Genomic DNA, 15961 nt, shown 5'->3' with positions numbered 1-15961 from the left:
CGCGCGGGCCCTTCCTCGTGAAAGGGTAATAATATGTTGGAAATCAAAAACCTCCACGTCAAACTTGAAGAAGAGGACAAGCAAATCCTCAAAGGCGTCGACCTGAAGGTCGGCGAGGGCGAAGTGCATGCCATCATGGGGCCGAACGGCTCTGGCAAATCGACCACCTCCTATGTGCTTTCGGGCCGTGACGGCTATGAGGTGACCGAGGGCGAAGTGTTGCTCGACGGCGAAAACATCCTTGAGCTGGAGCCGGAAGAACGCGCTGCCGCCGGACTGTTTTTGGCCTTCCAATACCCGGTCGAGATTCCGGGCGTCGGCAACATGACCTTCCTGCGCACCGCCGTGAACGCGCAACGCAAAGCGCGCGGCGAAGAAGAGCTCTCGGCCACCGACTTTCTCAAAGAAATCCGCGCCAAGGCGAAATCGCTCAAGATCGACGCCGAGATGCTCAAGCGCCCGGTCAACGTCGGCTTTTCCGGCGGTGAGAAAAAGCGTAATGAAATCCTTCAGATGGCGATGCTTGAGCCGAAGCTTTGCATCCTGGACGAAACCGACTCCGGCCTCGACGTGGACGCAATGAAACTGGTGTCCGAGGGCGTGAACGCGCTGCGCGACGGCAAACGCTCCTTCATCGTCATCACCCACTACCAGCGTCTGTTGGATCACATCAAACCGGACGTCGTGCACATCATGTCCAACGGTCGGATCATCAAGACGGGCGGCCCCGAGCTGGCGCTTGAGGTCGAGAACAACGGCTATGCCGATCTTCTGGCCGAGGTGGAGCAAGCCTGATGAAACGCGCAGAGTTGAAACAACGCAAGTTGGACGCCACCAGCGCCCGTGTTGAGGGCATGACCCTGCCTGCAGGGGCTGCCTGGGCCGAGGCGCTGCGTCAGGACGCTTTGAACCGCTTGCTCGCCATGGGCTTGCCGCAGGGGCGTGACGAATATTGGCGCTGGACCCGTCCGGACACGCTGAACGCCGATGCGCCGAAACTCGCCACGGTGTTCGTCGCCAAGGAAGCGCCGGTGTTTTCCGGCATTGATCGGCTAAAGATCGTTTTCGTCGATGGTGTGTTCGATGCCGAAGCCTCGGATGCGCTCGACGGCGAGAACCTTGAGATCATGCGTCTCTCGGATGCGCTCTCCGCCGACATCCATTGGGTGAAAGACGCTTACGGCGTGCAGGAGAAAAAGGCGCAGACCCCGGTCGAGCGGCCTTTCGCGACGCTCAACACTGCCTTTGCCACGGACGGCGTGGTGATCCGCGCCACGGGCAAGGTCGCGAAACCTGTGTCGCTCATCTATCTGCACCGCAATGAGACCTCGGACGCGATCCTGCACCATGTGATCCGCGTCGAAGAGGGCGCTGAGCTGACCGTGTTGGAAAACGGCCCGGCGGCGGCACGGTTCAACAAGGTGATGGAGGTCGAGGTGGCGGACAAGGCCGCCTTCCACCACGTCCGCGCGCAAGGCCGCGATCACGAACGTCGCGCCGTGACCCATATCTTTGGCACGGTCGGGCAGGAGGCTTTGTTCAAAAGCTTCACCATGACCGCCAACGGTGTGCTGACCCGCAACGAGGTCGTGCTCGACATCCAGGGTGACGATTCCATGGCGCATGTCGCGGGTGCCGCACTTGGCGATGGTGATTTCCATCACGACGACACGGTCTTCATCACCCATGACGCCGAGCGCTGTGAAAGCCGTCAGGTGTTCAAAAAGGTGCTGCGCAACGGGGCGAAAGGCGTGTTTCAGGGCAAGATCCTCGTGAAAGCGGGCGCGCAAAAGACCGATGGCTATCAGATCAGCCAAGGCCTTTTGCTCGATGGCGACAGCCAGTTCCTCGCCAAGCCGGAGCTTGAGATCTACGCCGATGACGTCGCCTGTTCGCACGGTTCCACCGTGGGGGCGATCGACGAGGACGCGCTGTTCTACCTGCGTTCGCGTGGCGTGCCGACGGCGGAGGCGACCGACCTTTTGACGCTGGCGTTCTTGGCCGAAGCCATCGAGGAGATCGAGGATGAGGCCATCGCCGAAGACATCCTGCATCGTCTCGAAGGCTGGCTGACCCGCCGCCGCGCAGGCTAAGCGAATGGGCGTCGTCACCGACATTGCAAAGAGCTACCGCGCGCCGCGCGCGGTGCTCCGTCACCGGCTGGCGGGCGGGGAGAATGAGGGCAGTGCCCTTGTGACCCTGATGCTGGCCTGTGGGCTGATTTTCGTGGCGCAATGGCCGCGTCTGTCGCGGCTTGCGTTCGAGACCGGCCAAGAGGTGCAAATGCTGATGGGGGCCACGTTGCTCAGTTGGCTGTTCATCATGCCTTTGGTCTTCTACGTGTTGTCGGGGATTGTCGCGTTTGTTCTGCGTGTGCTCAAGACGCCCGCCACCGGATTCGAGACCCGCATGGCGCTGTTTTGGGGCCTTCTCTGTGCCGCGCCCCTGTGGCTTTTGTGGGGCCTGACCGCGGGCTTTTTGGGCGATGGGGCGGCTACAACCGCGGTGGGCGTTTTGGCGCTGGCCGCTTTGATCTATTTCTGGGGCGCAATGCTGTCCGAAGTCGCCCGCAAGACCAAGAAAGAGAGCTGAGATGTTTGACGTCAACGCCATTCGTGCCGATTTCCCGATCCTGTCGCGGCAGGTCAACGGTCAGCCTCTGACCTATCTCGACAGCGGCGCCTCAGCGCAAAAGCCGCAGGTGGTGATCGACGCGATCACCAAAGCTTATTCCGAGGAATACGCCAATGTTCACCGTGGCTTACACTATCTTTCTAATCTTGCGACCGACAAATACGAGAACGTCCGCCAAGTGGTCGCCAAGTTCCTGAACGCCGGTCATGAAGACGAGATCGTCTTTACCTCCGGCACCACCGAGGGGATCAACCTTGTCGCTTATTCCTGGGCGATGGAGCAGTTGCAGCCGGGCGATGAGATCGTGCTCTCCGTCCTGGAGCATCACGCCAATATCGTGCCTTGGCAATTCCTGCGCGAACGTCAGGGCGTGGTTCTGAAATGGGTCGATTGCGCGCCGGACGGAAGCCTTGATGCGCAAGCCGTGATCGACGCCATGGGGCCGAAGGTCAAACTGGTTGCCGTGACGCATATGTCCAACGTGACCGGTACAAAAGTCGACGTCAAAACCATCTGTCATGCCGCGCGTGAGAAGGGCATCGCCACGCTCATTGATGGGTCTCAGGCCTCGGTGCATGGGCCTGTCAATGTGCAAGACCTCGGCTGCGATTTTTATCCCATCACCGGGCATAAACTCTACGGGCCGTCGGGCTCCGGCGCGATCTATATTCGCGCGGAACGTCAGGCTGAGATGCGGCCTTTCATGGGCGGCGGCGACATGATCGACACGGTGACCAAAGACACCGTCACCTATGCCAAGCCGCCGCTCAAATTCGAGGCCGGAACACCCGGCATCGTCCAGACCATCGGCATGGGCGTGGCGCTCGATTACCTCATGCAGATCGGTATGGAGAATGTCGCGGCCTATGAGGCCAAGCTGGCGGCCTACGCCTCCGAGAAGCTGCAAAACCTCAATTGGCTCAATGTCCAAGGCACGGCGCCGGGCAAGGGCGCGATTTTTTCCTTCACCATGGAGGGCGCGCATCCGCATGACATTTCGACGGTTCTCGACAAGAAAGGCGTCGCGGTGCGCGCGGGCAGCCATTGCGCCATGCCTCTGATGCAGCACCTGGGTGTCACCGCCACCTGCCGGGCGTCTTTCGCGATGTACAACACCACCGAAGAGGTCGACCGTCTGGTGGACGCACTGGAGCTTTGCCGGGAATTCTTTGGCTGAGAGACAAGCCTTGCCTGAAACGGGAGGCCGTGTCACGCTTCGCATGAGGAGTTCGGTGATGCGGCGTTTCATGTTTTTTCTAATGCTCGGGATGGGGATAAGCCCGCTCATGGCGCTGGCGGATATTCAACCGATGTCGGGGACGTGGCAGGGGCAGGTGGCGCTTTTGGCCCATGATGACTGCCCGCCGCAGATGGCCGAGCAAATGCCGAATGCCTTTGCCGAGACCGGCAGCTACGGCCCGCAGCAGATCACCTTTCCCGACCCTTTCACACCAGAGAGCCTTGCGGGAGATTTCACTTGGGTCAGACTGGCGGAAAACCATTGGCGCGCTGCGTTTCAAGAGGTGACCGAGACCGGCGTGGGACCCTTGGTGGCCGGCCAAAGCATTGATTTGTTTGTGCGATCTGAAACCGAGCTGGAACAGCTCTCCCGCTTGCAGGTCACCTTTCCTGCGGCGATGGCGCAAATGCTGGGCACATCGGCGCCCTGCATGGTCTCGTCGCGGGTCGATCATCGCTATGTCGGACCATGACAGGGCGGGAGACGGCGCGGGAGAGGCGAAGCAATTTGCGATGAAAACCGATTGCGCGCCGGTTTTTCATCCCCTATAGAAACCCCACTGACGCGGTCAGCCCGCGCACCCATAGCTCAGCTGGATAGAGCGCTGCCCTCCGAAGGCAGAGGCCTCAGGTTCGAATCCTGATGGGTGCGCCACAAAATCAATAGCTTACAGAAAACGCGATATGCACGTACCTGTTACGCGTAACAAAAACTGTCATTTGCGGCGACGTTCCATGGCTGTTTTTGCACTGTGCATGAAGTCTGGGGCGTGGTGGCCGTAGATCTTTTCTATGGTTTCAGGGCTTGTCACAAAGAAGCCCGCCGCGTCCCAAATGCTCACGCCGTTTTGGAATGCCCAGGTGATGGACGTGTGTTTGAGGGTGTGAGGTGTGACGCCTGAAAGGCCTGCATCTTTCACGGCATTGGCGAATCCACGCTTTGGGTCTTTAATCAATCCACCATTATATTCGACGGCCCAAACGGCACCTTGAGCTTTCCAGCGCTTAAGGTGTGCGAGAAGTTGGCGAGGGATGGGGGCAGGGGTTCTGCGCTTCTTGGTCGACCGCTCTGACGCGCTCATGCGATACATGATGCCATGATCCAGATCGAACCAACCTCCTATGGTGTTCTTCTCAAAACCCATTCTGATGATCGCGTCTTTCCGCGTGCCGGTATAGAGGCCGATGAGAATGAACCGTGCGATGTGTTTGGCCTTGTGGCCTCGATACGCCGTCCAAATCAGACGTGCGGCCTCATCTCGCGTCAGCCATCGTTCCTTCGCTTCTGGCTTCTCAGGCGGAGTGACAAGCGGCGCGCTCGTAAGGAATCCTTCTCTTTGGCAATAGTTCAGCGCGGCCTGTAACGTCCCGAGCTCCCTTCGCACGGTGCCTGCAGAAACTGGCGCCCACTCGATGAGCTCGCCTTCTGCATCGCGCTTAATGACCTTCTTCCGAAACTTCGCATAGCGCCTGCAAGTCTCACCCTTGACGTGCGAAACTTTGAGTTCAGCCCAGAATGGTATGAGTGCATCAAGCGCATACAGTCGGGAATGTCTGGCCATACGCGTGGATCGCAAGCTGAACTTTGGCAACGTCATCGACGCTTTGAGTGACCTGTTCATCCTGCGCGGCGTGCCGGCGTTCATACGTTCCGATAATGGGCCTGAGTTCGTTGCTCGGGCCGTCCAGGACTGGATCAAGGCTGTCGGCGCGAAGACGGCCTACATTGAACCGGGTAGCCCTTGGGAGAATGGATATTGTGAAAGCTTCAACGCTCGGTTCCGCGACGCGTTCTTGAACGGTGAGATCTTCTACAGCCTGCGCGAGGCTCAAATCCTGATCGAAGAATGGAGGAAACACTTCAACACGAAACGCCCCCACAGTGCTCTGGGCTACCGCCCACCGGCCCCCGAAACCATCATCCAGATGGACCAAAGGCCGATCATGCACTAACAATCAAATTGGACCACTCAAGTGGGGCGGATCAAGATTAATTGTCATCTTCCAGATTTGACGGTTCCGCCCTGCTATTGACTGCCTCAGTTATCCTTACTCCTCTGAGTTCCTTTTCCACCTCGCGCAGCATTTCAGCCAAAGCCATTTTCGTCGCTTCGAATCCCGAAATGTCGGCCTCGGAGAAAGCCGTTAAGAGCTCGTTGCGATAAGTCGCCAGCTCAATTCTCAGTGGTGAAGGAGATCGGTCCTGTTGAACCTTCTCCGCCCCTTCTTGGAGGGGATTGGTCAGTAAAAGTGTCTGAATATTCACGGTGGTCCTCCGTGTTTGGGATAGGTCTATTGCGCGCCGAGTCCATTAACAAAAAGTTAATCGCAAAGTAGAGACGGTTTAGTGCGCGATTTCTCGCTCTTTGTCAGGCTTCATTCGGCGGAAAAACAACCATTTACAGGAGCTTCCGCTGGCATGGGACTGAGAGCTATTCGGGGAAATGACGTTTAGTCTGAGGCGCGATACAGGGCTGTCAATGCAATGTCGCGGATATTGATCGGCGTTGGTTCAGTGCCAAGGCATTTAATTGGGGGGAGGCCTTCAAAATCACTCTGAGTCACTGAGCTAACCGCATCAGCACCTTGCAGCATCTTAAACATACATCCTCCACAGATAACTTCTGCGTAAGGCTTCGTTTAAATTGGTTACCAGTTGATTAACAAAACGCTTGGGAACCCGAATTGCATGTGGATTATCTTGTGGAAATCATTTGTGGAAAAGAACCCGATCTAGAGCCGTGGAGCAGCTCCTTTGATCGGAAGCCGACTTTTCAGTCAAACGATCTTCACCAACTTCCATTCGAATTGCCAAGACAAGCCTTAAAGCGGCTCGGCGCATATTGAGAGATTGCGTCTCGTCCCGGCTAAGGACCAAAGCATCTGCATAGACGCTCTTCAAATTTGGATGCTCCGAGATCGTCATTCGTTTCCCTCCCAAAAGTACCTGTTGTAAATGAACACAGCTAAACCAGTACCAATTAACAGCGTGAAATATGTCGCGATGCTAGCGAAGGGCTGAACAGCTATCAGTCTGTCGACCAAAAAGGAGGAACCGACCAGCCCGCATATCAAAACGAGTATAAGAAAAACTTTTTGCCTGATCATTGTCTTTCTTTCCCCGCTTCCTCTCAGCATGAACAGATGTTGGTTAACAAGTCGTTACTCAACCTAAAGGAGACACGTTTTCCTCGCCGAAAAACTTCGACGCGGATGCAATCGAAGTTTTTTCAGTTTTCTAAATCTTAGAGCTTTAGGATTGGTAAGTTGATAAGTTTAGTGGGCACTGCTTGAGCCACATTCAGCTTTAGCGCGAGTTGGTTAATAAAAGGTGACTGCGTTGCAAATCATAGAAACGACATCGGCCCAAAGCTGCCGCTCCTCGAGCTTGCTATTTTTGCGGCGCAGCTTGGCGAAGTCGCGCTTTGGGTCTTTGATCAATCCACCATTATATTCGACGGCCCAAACGGCCCCTTGAGCTTTCCAGCGTTTCAGGTGGGCGAGAAGTTGGCGAGGGATGGGGGCAGGGGTTCTGCGCTTCTTTGTCGACCGCTCCGACGCGCTCATGCGATACATGATGCCCATGATCTAGATCGAACCAACCCCCTATGGTGTTCTTCTCAAAGCCCATTCTGATGATCGCGTCTTTCCGCGTACCGGTATAGAGGCCGATGAGAATGAACCGTGCGATGTGTTTGGCCTTGTGGCCTCGATACGCCGTCCAAATCAGACGTGCGGCCTCATCTCGCGTCAGCCATCGTTCCTTCGCTTCTGGCTTCTCAGGCAGAGTGACAAGCGGCGCGCTCGTGAGGAATCCTTCACTTTGGCAATAGTTCAGCGCGGCCTGTAACGTCCCGAGTTCCCTTCGCACGGTGCCTGCAGAAACTGGCGCCCACTCGATGGGCTCGCCTTCTGCATCGCGTTTAATGACCTTCTTCCGAAACTTCGCATAGCGCCTGCAAGTCTCGCCCTTGACGTGCGAAACTTTGAGTTCAGCCCAGAATGGTATGAGCGCATCAAGCGCATATCCGATCCGTTCTGGCGCGGCGACGGTTGGCGCATATTCTTCGGCGTAGATTGTCAGAACCTCACCGCAGGTTATGTTTCCCGGCTCATTGGCAGAACCTTTCCGGCCTTTGGTGGCGATATACGCAGCGAGGGCTTTTTCAGCTTGCTCGCGGCTTGTGTGGCCCGTGCTGCGGTCTGGTTGCGCGGTGTCTCGGATGTACCAGTGCGGTCGGTGCTTGAATTTGTGGAGCCTGGCTCCTTTGGCTGGTCTCGGCATTTTTTCGCCAAATCAGGAAGTCGCTCGCTTTCGAGCAATACGGCCCGTCCCATGCGGACGATGAAGCCGTGAGTTTCTGCGACGGAGCGCAGGGATGCTTTCGGAACGCCAAGCGTTTTGGCGGCGTCTTGAATGGAGCAAAGCGGAGGAAGCGCCTCTAAGCGTTCATCTGTGTGTGTGTCTACCCATGGCTGAACTCATCATTTGTCTTCACAGGTTCACATGGCGGTGTGTCTATGGTGGCCGCGATGATAACAATGCTGGCGATCATTGGGTGTCCTCCTTGCTTGCTTGAGTTTTGGTTTGAAATCTTCGACAGTCTCAGGAAAACAGCGCGGGCATGGGAATCCGAATATCGGAGAGCCGTCATAGCCTTCGCCGTGGCAGACGGGGCAATTAGGGTTTGCTTTGCTGTTCATGCTGCGATCCTTCGGCTTGCGGTTTGGCCCCATTGGTCGGCCATTGCCGAGGCGAGGCCGGGATAGAATTTAGAGCGGATTTTCCAGCGGTCGGGACTGGGGCGCGCCTTGTGAACACTGTCGCGGGCTGTTGTTCTGTCTAGTGTGCCGGTGGGGGTGAGATGCGGCAGGTTGTGCAGCCAAAAACAGGTTCGCTTGCGCTCATTATCCGGCCCGCTTTCATCTGTCCCGAATTGCCAAGGCTGGACCGTCTGTGAGGGCGGTTTGTAATTCTCGATGCGCTCCTTCGCGTGGCGCTGCATCACCGGGTTCTCGATGGCTCGGCAAGGGATGTGTTTAGCATTCCAGACGGCGGAGAAAAGTGCCGTGCCATCATCGAGCTCGCGCCACATATCATCCAGACTACGGCCCTTCGGTGCGCGTGTAAGCCAGCGCACGCCGGAGTTGCAAAGCCGGGTAGACGCATTGAAAACGGAGTTCGAATACTCATGGTCGAGGCCCCCGTAAAATGGTCGTATCCTCATGTTTGAGGATAGATTCCCATCGTTCCAACTCTTTGCTTACAGCATTGAAATCAATGGAATTATCGTCGGATTTTTGAGGGTCGAGAAAGTTTGCAGCAATTCCCCCTGTGTGCGCCATTTTCCTCATTTCCCCAAAGCCATTCGGACCGCTCCGGTATTTGCGGACGTTTCCTTGCCCTCTCTAGAGATACCCCTCTGAGACCACCGCACGGGGCAGACGTGTTCCTGCGCGGATGGCGCCAATGACGTCGCCGGGGTCGGGGCAGGTGATGTTCACGAGAAACGCCGCCTCACGTGTGCCATTGGGGGTCACGATCCAGAACCGATATTCCGCGCTGTGCAGGAATTCCGCGCCGCTTGGCGTGGTGAACCCGGCGGGCGTGGTCCGGCCCCAGGCCTCGGCCGTGGCCACAAGTTCCAAACGCCCGCCGGCGGCACGGGCGCGTGTGGCCAGCCCGCGAATGGTGTCCTCAATGCCAAGGTTCTGAAGCTGAAGATTGACCGATCTGAGCCCGATCATCATGCCCGCAGCGGCCTCGTCGCCAAAGCCCGGCCCCCAGAGATGCAACCATTGCCAGCGCCCGCCCAAACGGGTGGGGGTGCCCCTAAGGGTTGCGGCAAGCTGGCGGATCGGGCCCAGCATGTTCGTGCCCCGGATCAGATTGTTGAAATTCGGAGCGCGCGTTTGACCGGGCAACAAGCGCCCGGCTCTGCGGCGCAACCGACCGGGCAGGATTTCTCCGGAGATCCGAAAGGCACTGCGTCCATCCGGAGTCCGTCCTGCAATGATTTTGCGAATGCCGCCCGTTCCGGCGATGGCGCGATCGAAGTCGCTCAGAAACCCGGCGGTGCGGGGCGACATGATCGGGGCGTTGCCATAGGAGGCCGCTGCCGCATCGATATATCTCTGGCCGCTGCCGGGCGGGTTGGGGACATGCGCGGGCGCAGGGCCGGTGAAGCCGCGTCTTGAGCCGCTGCCAGTCCCGCGTTGCGTGCGACCGCGTCCTGTTCCCGCTCCTGTGCCACGCGTTGTCCCGCGCGTCGTGCGTTGTGACGCGCTCGGGGCTGCGGTCGATTGTCTGGCGGTCGGTTGTGTGGCGGACGGCGAGGTGGTTTGCGTCGGTGTCGCTTGTGTCGCTGTGGTCTGTTCGGGCGTCGCCGATGCGCCGCGGCGTGGTCGCGGGGGGGCGGCCCGTCCGGTGCCGCGCTCGCTGGCCTGACGTGCGGCATTGGTGGTGCCGCGTGCCTCCGCGGTGACCGCTTGACCGGTCCGCGTGACGGCAGGTGGAGGGGGCGGCACGGGCGTGGCGTTTGCGGCGCGGGCCACCGCGGGAGGCAAATCGCCCCGTGGAATGCGGCGCAGTGCCCGGCTCAATAGACTGCCACGGACCGCGCTGATGGCGCGGGGCAGCGCATAGGGGATCAGCAGCGACAGCGCGCCGATGGCCGCTCGTGCCTTGAGGCTTTCGGGATGCGCCGCGACGTTCAGCGCGGTGTCCAGCGCCGCGAAACGGTTGATCGTGGCGCGTTGCTGGTTCTGTTGATCCGCGACGATGAGATCGACTGCCACGCCCCCAATGTCCACCGCAAAAGCCGTCGCCCGGATCGCCGTGGCCGCCACGATCGAGGAGGTTCCCATCGACATGAAGGCCAGGGCAACAGAGGCGACGATGGTCACCGCCAGGATCGTGTCGGAGATGGTCCAGCCCTCGAGATCGTCGATGATCTCGTCACAGATGAACTGCAAAGGCGCATCCGCACCGCGATAGCGCAGAAGGCCGCCGGAGGTCTGGGCATTGGGAAACAGCGACCATTTCGCCGCCTCGAGCAAGGGCCGCAGGGTTTGCCAGTCCCGCGCCCGAAACGCCGCGCGAAACTCTCTTTGCCCCTCCGCGAGATAGAGATCGATGCGTTCGGCCAGACCACGCAGCTCGTGGTTGCGGGCCGTCGGGGAGGATCTGAGCGTGAGATAGAGCTGGCGTGGGGTCATGAACCGCCCGGCGAGCAGGGTGATGGCGTGACCGTCGTAGGTTTCGGTGCTGGGCGGGCGTCGCATGTCCTGCGTCAGCGTGGCGAGGCGCAGATCTTCGTCGGTGGTGACGACATAGACATAGGCCTCCTTGGCGAATTGGACCTGCGGATTGCGCCCGCTGTCCCAGCCCCGCCAACGATCCGGCAGTTGCACCGCCCAGCCGCTTTCGGGTTCGGGGACGCCCGCGTCGCGCATCTCCGAAACGGTGCTGGGCGGCGGCGCTTCGGGAACGCCGGCGGGCAGGGTGTTGCGCACCTCGGGGCCGGGGGGCGTGGCGGACAGCCGGGACAGGTCTTCTTCGAGATAGGGGTAGGGCGCGTCGCTACAGGCGACCGTATAGGCCGCGAGGCTGCGCGCGAGGCTGGTGAGCGGCGGCGTCCGGCCAGAGGGATCGAAATCATTGACCGGGCCATGCAGAAAGCTCTCTGAGAGGCGACCGCGCACGTCCTCCATCATCGCGTCCGACCGCTCGCCGATCTCTTTGGCGGTATGGGTCAGCACGTCGCGCAGAAACTCGATGTCGCGTCGGTATTGCCGGCGGGCCTGCATGGTTTCCATATTGTAGACACGGGCGAGATGCGCCCAGGCCCGAAGGCGCTGATCGTCTTCCAGGCCGGAACTGCCGTAGGGGTTTGTGGAGACACGATCCACGGTTTCCACCGCCCATCGCGCCGCGCGCAACCGGGCAAAGATCGCTTCTGCTTCGCGCTCGGCCCCCATGACAGTCCTTTCGCGCCCCCGCTCAGTCGTCGTCGAGCGGATCGGGCGCGACGGGGCCGGTGGGTCCATCCGGCCCGTCCGGCGTGAGGCCGTCGAGCGCGGCGAGGCCCGCGAAACCGGGATCGGCGGCCACAACCGTGAGCTTGTCGATGTCCGGGTCCCCCAAGTGTCCCGCGTCCAGCCGGTCGGAGAGACGATCCGCCTCAAGCGTTTCGGCCCGCACGGCGGCATTGGCCGAGAGCACATCGATCACGCGGTGCAGGCCTTTGAAGGGCTCAAGCGTGGTGGCATCATCCACCTCGCGGGTCAGCATCAGGTTGTTGGTGTCAAGGACGATCCGCCGGGTGTGCTGGCGGCGCAGTAAAAGCTCGAAATAGCGGGCACGCAACACAGCGCGCTGGGTCTCGTCGAGATCGGCCCAGGCGACGTCCACGGCCATATCCTTGAGCGCGCGGTAAACATCGGCAAAGTTTTCCCGCGCCTCGGCGATGGCCTCAAGGGTGAAAAACGCGGCAGCGCCCGCGTCGTCCAGCGGCGGCTCCGACCATTTGATCGCTTTGAGTTCCGGGTCCTCGAGCATCTGACGGCTGCGCAGGAGAATCTCGAACTGATCGCCGAGATTGAAGGCCGCCACATTGGTGGCGATCAGTTTGAGCCCAAGAAACACCAAGGCCCGGTTCTCGCGCAGCGGCAACACACGGACATCTGTCCAAACCCCGTCCTCGTCCAGTCCCTGCACGTTCAGGACCCTGCCGCCGTCATCGCCTGCCGCGACCGTAAACCGATACTGTGCGGGTCCGGTCAGGCTGTCGGAAACGGCGGCGCGCAGGCCGACGGCGGGGTCGAGACCGGCGCGCGCAATCTCGATGTCAAAGCGCAGATAAGGTGCTTGCATCATCTGCAACATCCGGGTGATCGAGGCCCACCGCGTCGAGTGTCGCAGGTAGAACACCGCGTAATTCCCGGCAAATCCAATGGGTCCGGCGGGATTGACCAGATCGGAAAGCGGCGCGGTGTCGCGACTGCGATCGGTGACGGCGGGGGCGAAATAGCCCTCGACCGACTGCGGCCCGCTGCCGGTGGCGACGAATTCCCAACGGATCGGCACGCGGGTGCGGGCATAGCGCAGCGCGCGTTGATCGGGGTCTTCCGACGACCAGATCGCGCGGCAGTAATGCAGGATATTGTCGTAGATATGGCCGCGCAGGCGTCGCACGCTGCGGCGGTATTGCGCGCGGTCGGCGGCCCGGGCGCGTTCACGTTCGACCTCGCGCTCATAGGCCTCCTGTTGCTGGCGGTGGATGTCGGGGATCTGGCCGGGCAAACCGCTATAATCCGGCACGCCGGGGCCGGGGGTGCTGCCGTCGCCGGAGAGGCTGCCCATCAGCGCGGCGATGCGCGGGTCAACGCCCGCCTCGCTGTCACCTTCGTCCTCATAACGACGCACGGCATCGAGATCGGAACGAAAGCTTTCATCCAGCAAGGCGCGCGAAATGATCCAGTCGTAGCGCCGCACCCAGGGGCCGGTGATCTCGCTGGGCGAAGGGATCGCTTCGGCGACATAGATCACCTGATTGACCTCGGATAGATAGGTGCGGATCTCGTATTGGCGCTGCAGGCGGCTGTAGATGTAGGTCACCGCGATTTCGTCGTTGGGGTTCGAGATTTCAGAGACTTGCGAGAATTCCGAGGTCTCTTCGACCTCCGTGGAGACGATGATTTTCGTGTCCTTGCGAATTTTGCTCGCGGTCTTTTCCATGGTTTCGTTGAGCTGGCTTTTGGTGTCGCGTGATGACGATGCGTTTTCGCCGCCCGCACCCGCGGTCACCGAGGCGCTGCCAAAGCCGAAACTGGCGCTCGCCGTGGCCTCGACATGCCAATTGAAGCTTTCGGAGGCCTCCTGCACCACTTCGGAGCTGTCTTTCGTGGCGGCCGAGCTTTCGGTCGCGGTTTCGATGCTGGAACTGATCTCGGCTTGACGTGTGGCCTTGGTGCGGCGCACCGCCTTGACCGAGATTTTCTCGGTCTGTTTCGGGCCCAGGGGCAGGGTGCGGACGATTTCGCCCGGCTGTGTGCCAAGAGGTGTCCAGCCTTGCCGGTAAACGGTTTGCAGGCCGAAATTCACCGTGGCGGGCATGAAAGGTTCAAAGGCGAAGGTTTCGGGCAGGGCCTCGCCGAACTCTTCTTCGCCCGCATCGGGGTCCGCGTCGTCCTCCGAGGGCAGAAAATCGGCGAGCGCGGGCAGGATGTCGGGCTGCGCAGCCTGCCAGAAGGGCGCCGTGTTGACGCGTCGGATGTCGGTGTAGCGATAGGTGCCATCGGGGCGGCGCAGCGCGCGCAGGGCGGCGACCAGCCAATCGGAGACCAAAGACTGCGCGGCCATCAGAAAGCCGGCGGGGCGCGGCGTCATGGTGTAGATCGCGAAGAGATCGGGGGCGAGGCCCAAAGAGAACCCCTCGCGGGCTTCCTGAAACACCTGCCGGTTGCGCTGTTCGCGTTCGTGATCCTCCCGCCACCATTCGACCTCGCCCATGTAGTCAAAGCTCTCGCGCGTGATGACGCTGCCGACCTCGTGCCAGACCCAATCGGCGACAACGGCCTGCACATCCGTGTCAAAGCGCGACACAAAGGCGTCGAAGGCCATCCATGTGGCGACACTCACGTCGCTGCCATCAAGCTCGGTGGCGCCCGCCGGTCCCGCCCCGCGGTGACGCAGATAGGCGGGCGGCAGAAGAAAGCGATAGGAGGAAAAGTCGTGAAACACCGCTTCGCGGATGCGCGTCACCTGATTGGCGAGATAGCCGGAGGGGGCGTTGCGCTCGGCAAGGTGCGCCAGCTGCGTGTCGAGGCGATGGTCCAGATCGTCGCTGCCGGTCTGAAAAATCATGTCTCCGCCTCCGGGCTCTTGGGGGCAAGTGCGGCGCGTGTCAGGGCCGGTTGTGGCGGTTGTGCATCCGGATCGAGGCGCAGCTGTCCGGGGGCTTTCGGCGCAGTGACCCGCAGGATTTGCCCATCGGCCAGACGCATGTTCGGGCGCCAGGGCGTGGCCCCCTTGATCAAGGCCAGAAGGTCCTTGTCACTGCCGTCGAAATCATAGGCGTCGCCCTTGCGCGGACCGCCCCGCCAGAAGATCAGTGACATCTGGTCGGGAGGGTAGCCCATGGCGATGAAGCGGCGCGCGACCTTGTCCATCAGGCTTGCGCCCGCGCCGTCATTGTCGGGCCAGAGGATCAGCCGCCCGGCCCGCATCACCGGATCGAGCGCACGCTCGGAGGGCACATCGAAGGTGCCGCTGATGATGCCGACCGCCGCAATGCCCCGGGCGCGGAGCGCCTCGGCGGCGGGGTAGCCCTCGACCAGGATCAACTCGCTCTGGCCGGTGATATTGACGGCATCCAGTCCCTCAAGCGGCATCAGGTGTTTTGGCACGGCGTTATAGGCGATGCGCTGGCCTTCGGGGGTGATCGCGGAAAGCTCCTTGAAATGCCGACGCGTGGCTTTGTCGTAGAAAACCTGCCGCATGGTGGTAAAGATGCGCCCGTCGAGCAGCCGGATTTTGCGGCTCTCCTCGCGCAAAAGATAGGTTTCGCTGTCGCCGACGCGTTTGTCTTCGGTCAGCTCATCTGCGGCGGGGATGCGGGTGACTTCGTCGCTGCGCCACCAGGGGTCCTGCTGGGTCGTGCGGCCCTGAACCAGGCCACTGGCCAGCCGCGCTGTGACGAGATGCGCCCCCGCATAGCCCAGCCCGCTTTTGTGCCGCATGCGCAGGGGACTTTTGTCTTCGGGCTGGGGTTGAAGCCGGGCGATGGAGGTGACGATCTGCTTGAGGCGCAGGGCCTCAAGGTCACGCAGGTTTTCTCTCGGCGGGGCTTTTCGCGGCGGTGTCACGGCGGCTACAGGCGCCGCGGCGGCTGCATGGGGTGTGGGCTCGGGGTCTCGGGTCGTGTCAGGCGCGATGGCCCGCATAAGGCGGCGAAACACAGGGTGCAAATCACATCCTCCAAATCATTAACGATCACAAAACAAATAGACTTGAGGCTTTTGGACTGTGGGGAGGGTACCACGGTTTGTCGTCTGGGCAAAAAGCTTTCGGTCCTCATGAGCGAAG

General features: G+C 60.5%; 12 protein-coding genes, 1 tRNA gene and 1 pseudogene. 7 read left to right on the top strand and 7 right to left on the bottom strand.

All coding sequences use genetic code 11. The features are described from left to right. Nucleotides 1–33 precede the first annotated feature (33 nt). From sufC to HCZ23_RS04505, 6 genes are all read left to right on the top strand, one after another. A complete protein-coding gene (sufC, locus tag HCZ23_RS04530; protein ID WP_167600520.1) occupies nt 34–795 on the top strand; it encodes a Fe-S cluster assembly ATPase SufC in 762 nt (253 codons plus the stop codon). A gap of 59 nt (nt 796–854) precedes the next feature. Next, nucleotides 855–2093 carry a Fe-S cluster assembly protein SufD gene (sufD, locus tag HCZ23_RS04525; RefSeq protein ID WP_254869954.1) on the top strand — a complete coding sequence of 413 codons (1239 nt, stop codon included), beginning with the start codon at nt 855–857 and terminating at the stop codon, nt 2091–2093. Between the two features lie 4 nt (nt 2094–2097). Then, on the top strand, nt 2098–2592 hold the full coding sequence (locus HCZ23_RS04520; RefSeq protein ID WP_167600518.1) for a YIP1 family protein: 495 nt from the start codon (nt 2098–2100) through the stop codon (nt 2590–2592). A gap of 1 nt (nt 2593) precedes the next feature. Then, nucleotides 2594–3811, top strand: coding sequence for a cysteine desulfurase (locus tag HCZ23_RS04515; protein WP_167600517.1), 1218 nt, complete (start codon nt 2594–2596; stop codon nt 3809–3811). 58 nt (nt 3812–3869) lie between these two features. Next, nucleotides 3870–4346 (top strand): hypothetical protein, encoded by a 477-nt coding sequence (locus HCZ23_RS04510; protein WP_167600516.1) that lies wholly within the window; start codon nt 3870–3872, stop codon nt 4344–4346. A gap of 105 nt (nt 4347–4451) precedes the next feature. After that, a tRNA-Arg gene (locus tag HCZ23_RS04505) sits at nt 4452–4528 on the top strand. Nucleotides 4529–4589: 61 nt separating this feature from the next. On the opposite strand, the gene HCZ23_RS04500 is transcribed toward HCZ23_RS04505, so the two are convergent. Then, nucleotides 4590–5435, bottom strand: a complete 846-nt coding sequence (locus HCZ23_RS04500) for a site-specific integrase (protein WP_167600515.1) — start codon at nt 5433–5435, stop codon at nt 4590–4592. On the opposite strand from HCZ23_RS04500, the pseudogene HCZ23_RS04495 reads away from it, so the two are divergent. After that, nucleotides 5413–5826, top strand: a pseudogene (locus tag HCZ23_RS04495) (integrase core domain-containing protein); the annotation flags it as partial. The gene HCZ23_RS04500 and the pseudogene HCZ23_RS04495 overlap by 23 nt on opposite strands. A gap of 37 nt (nt 5827–5863) precedes the next feature. Here HCZ23_RS04495 and HCZ23_RS04490 read toward each other — a convergent pair. The 6 genes from HCZ23_RS04490 to HCZ23_RS04465 all read right to left on the bottom strand — a co-directional run bounded on the left by HCZ23_RS04490 (nt 5864) and on the right by HCZ23_RS04465 (nt 15615). Further along, complete coding sequence (locus HCZ23_RS04490; RefSeq protein ID WP_167600514.1) at nt 5864–6139, bottom strand: hypothetical protein; 276 nt, start codon at nt 6137–6139, stop codon at nt 5864–5866. Nucleotides 6140–7321: 1182 nt separating this feature from the next. Beyond that, nucleotides 7322–8158: a hypothetical protein gene (locus HCZ23_RS04485; protein ID WP_167600513.1), complete on the bottom strand. Its 837-nt coding sequence runs from the start codon at nt 8156–8158 to the stop codon at nt 7322–7324. A 415-nt stretch (nt 8159–8573) separates the two neighbouring features. Then, nucleotides 8574–8969, bottom strand: coding sequence for a hypothetical protein (locus tag HCZ23_RS04480; protein WP_254869925.1), 396 nt, complete (start codon nt 8967–8969; stop codon nt 8574–8576). Between the two features lie 313 nt (nt 8970–9282). Further along, nucleotides 9283–11922, bottom strand: a complete 2640-nt coding sequence (locus HCZ23_RS04475) for a polymorphic toxin type 4 domain-containing protein (RefSeq protein WP_167600512.1) — start codon at nt 11920–11922, stop codon at nt 9283–9285. Further along, entirely contained in the window at nt 11876–14740 is a 2865-nt protein-coding gene (locus tag HCZ23_RS04470; RefSeq protein ID WP_167600511.1) for a hypothetical protein, read from the bottom strand. The genes HCZ23_RS04475 and HCZ23_RS04470 overlap by 47 nt, the downstream gene beginning before the upstream one ends. After that, nucleotides 14737–15615 carry a toprim domain-containing protein gene (locus tag HCZ23_RS04465; RefSeq protein WP_167600510.1) on the bottom strand — a complete coding sequence of 293 codons (879 nt, stop codon included), beginning with the start codon at nt 15613–15615 and terminating at the stop codon, nt 14737–14739. Before HCZ23_RS04465 ends, HCZ23_RS04470 begins: the two co-directional genes overlap by 4 nt. Nucleotides 15616–15961: the final 346 nt, after the last annotated feature.

Origin of the sequence: Celeribacter sp. HF31 (genome assembly GCF_011806455.1) — a bacterium.
Taxonomy (GTDB): domain Bacteria; phylum Pseudomonadota; class Alphaproteobacteria; order Rhodobacterales; family Rhodobacteraceae; genus Celeribacter.
The sequence above is the reverse complement of the archived record's forward strand: the minus strand, read 5'-3'. Positions and strand labels throughout refer to the sequence as shown.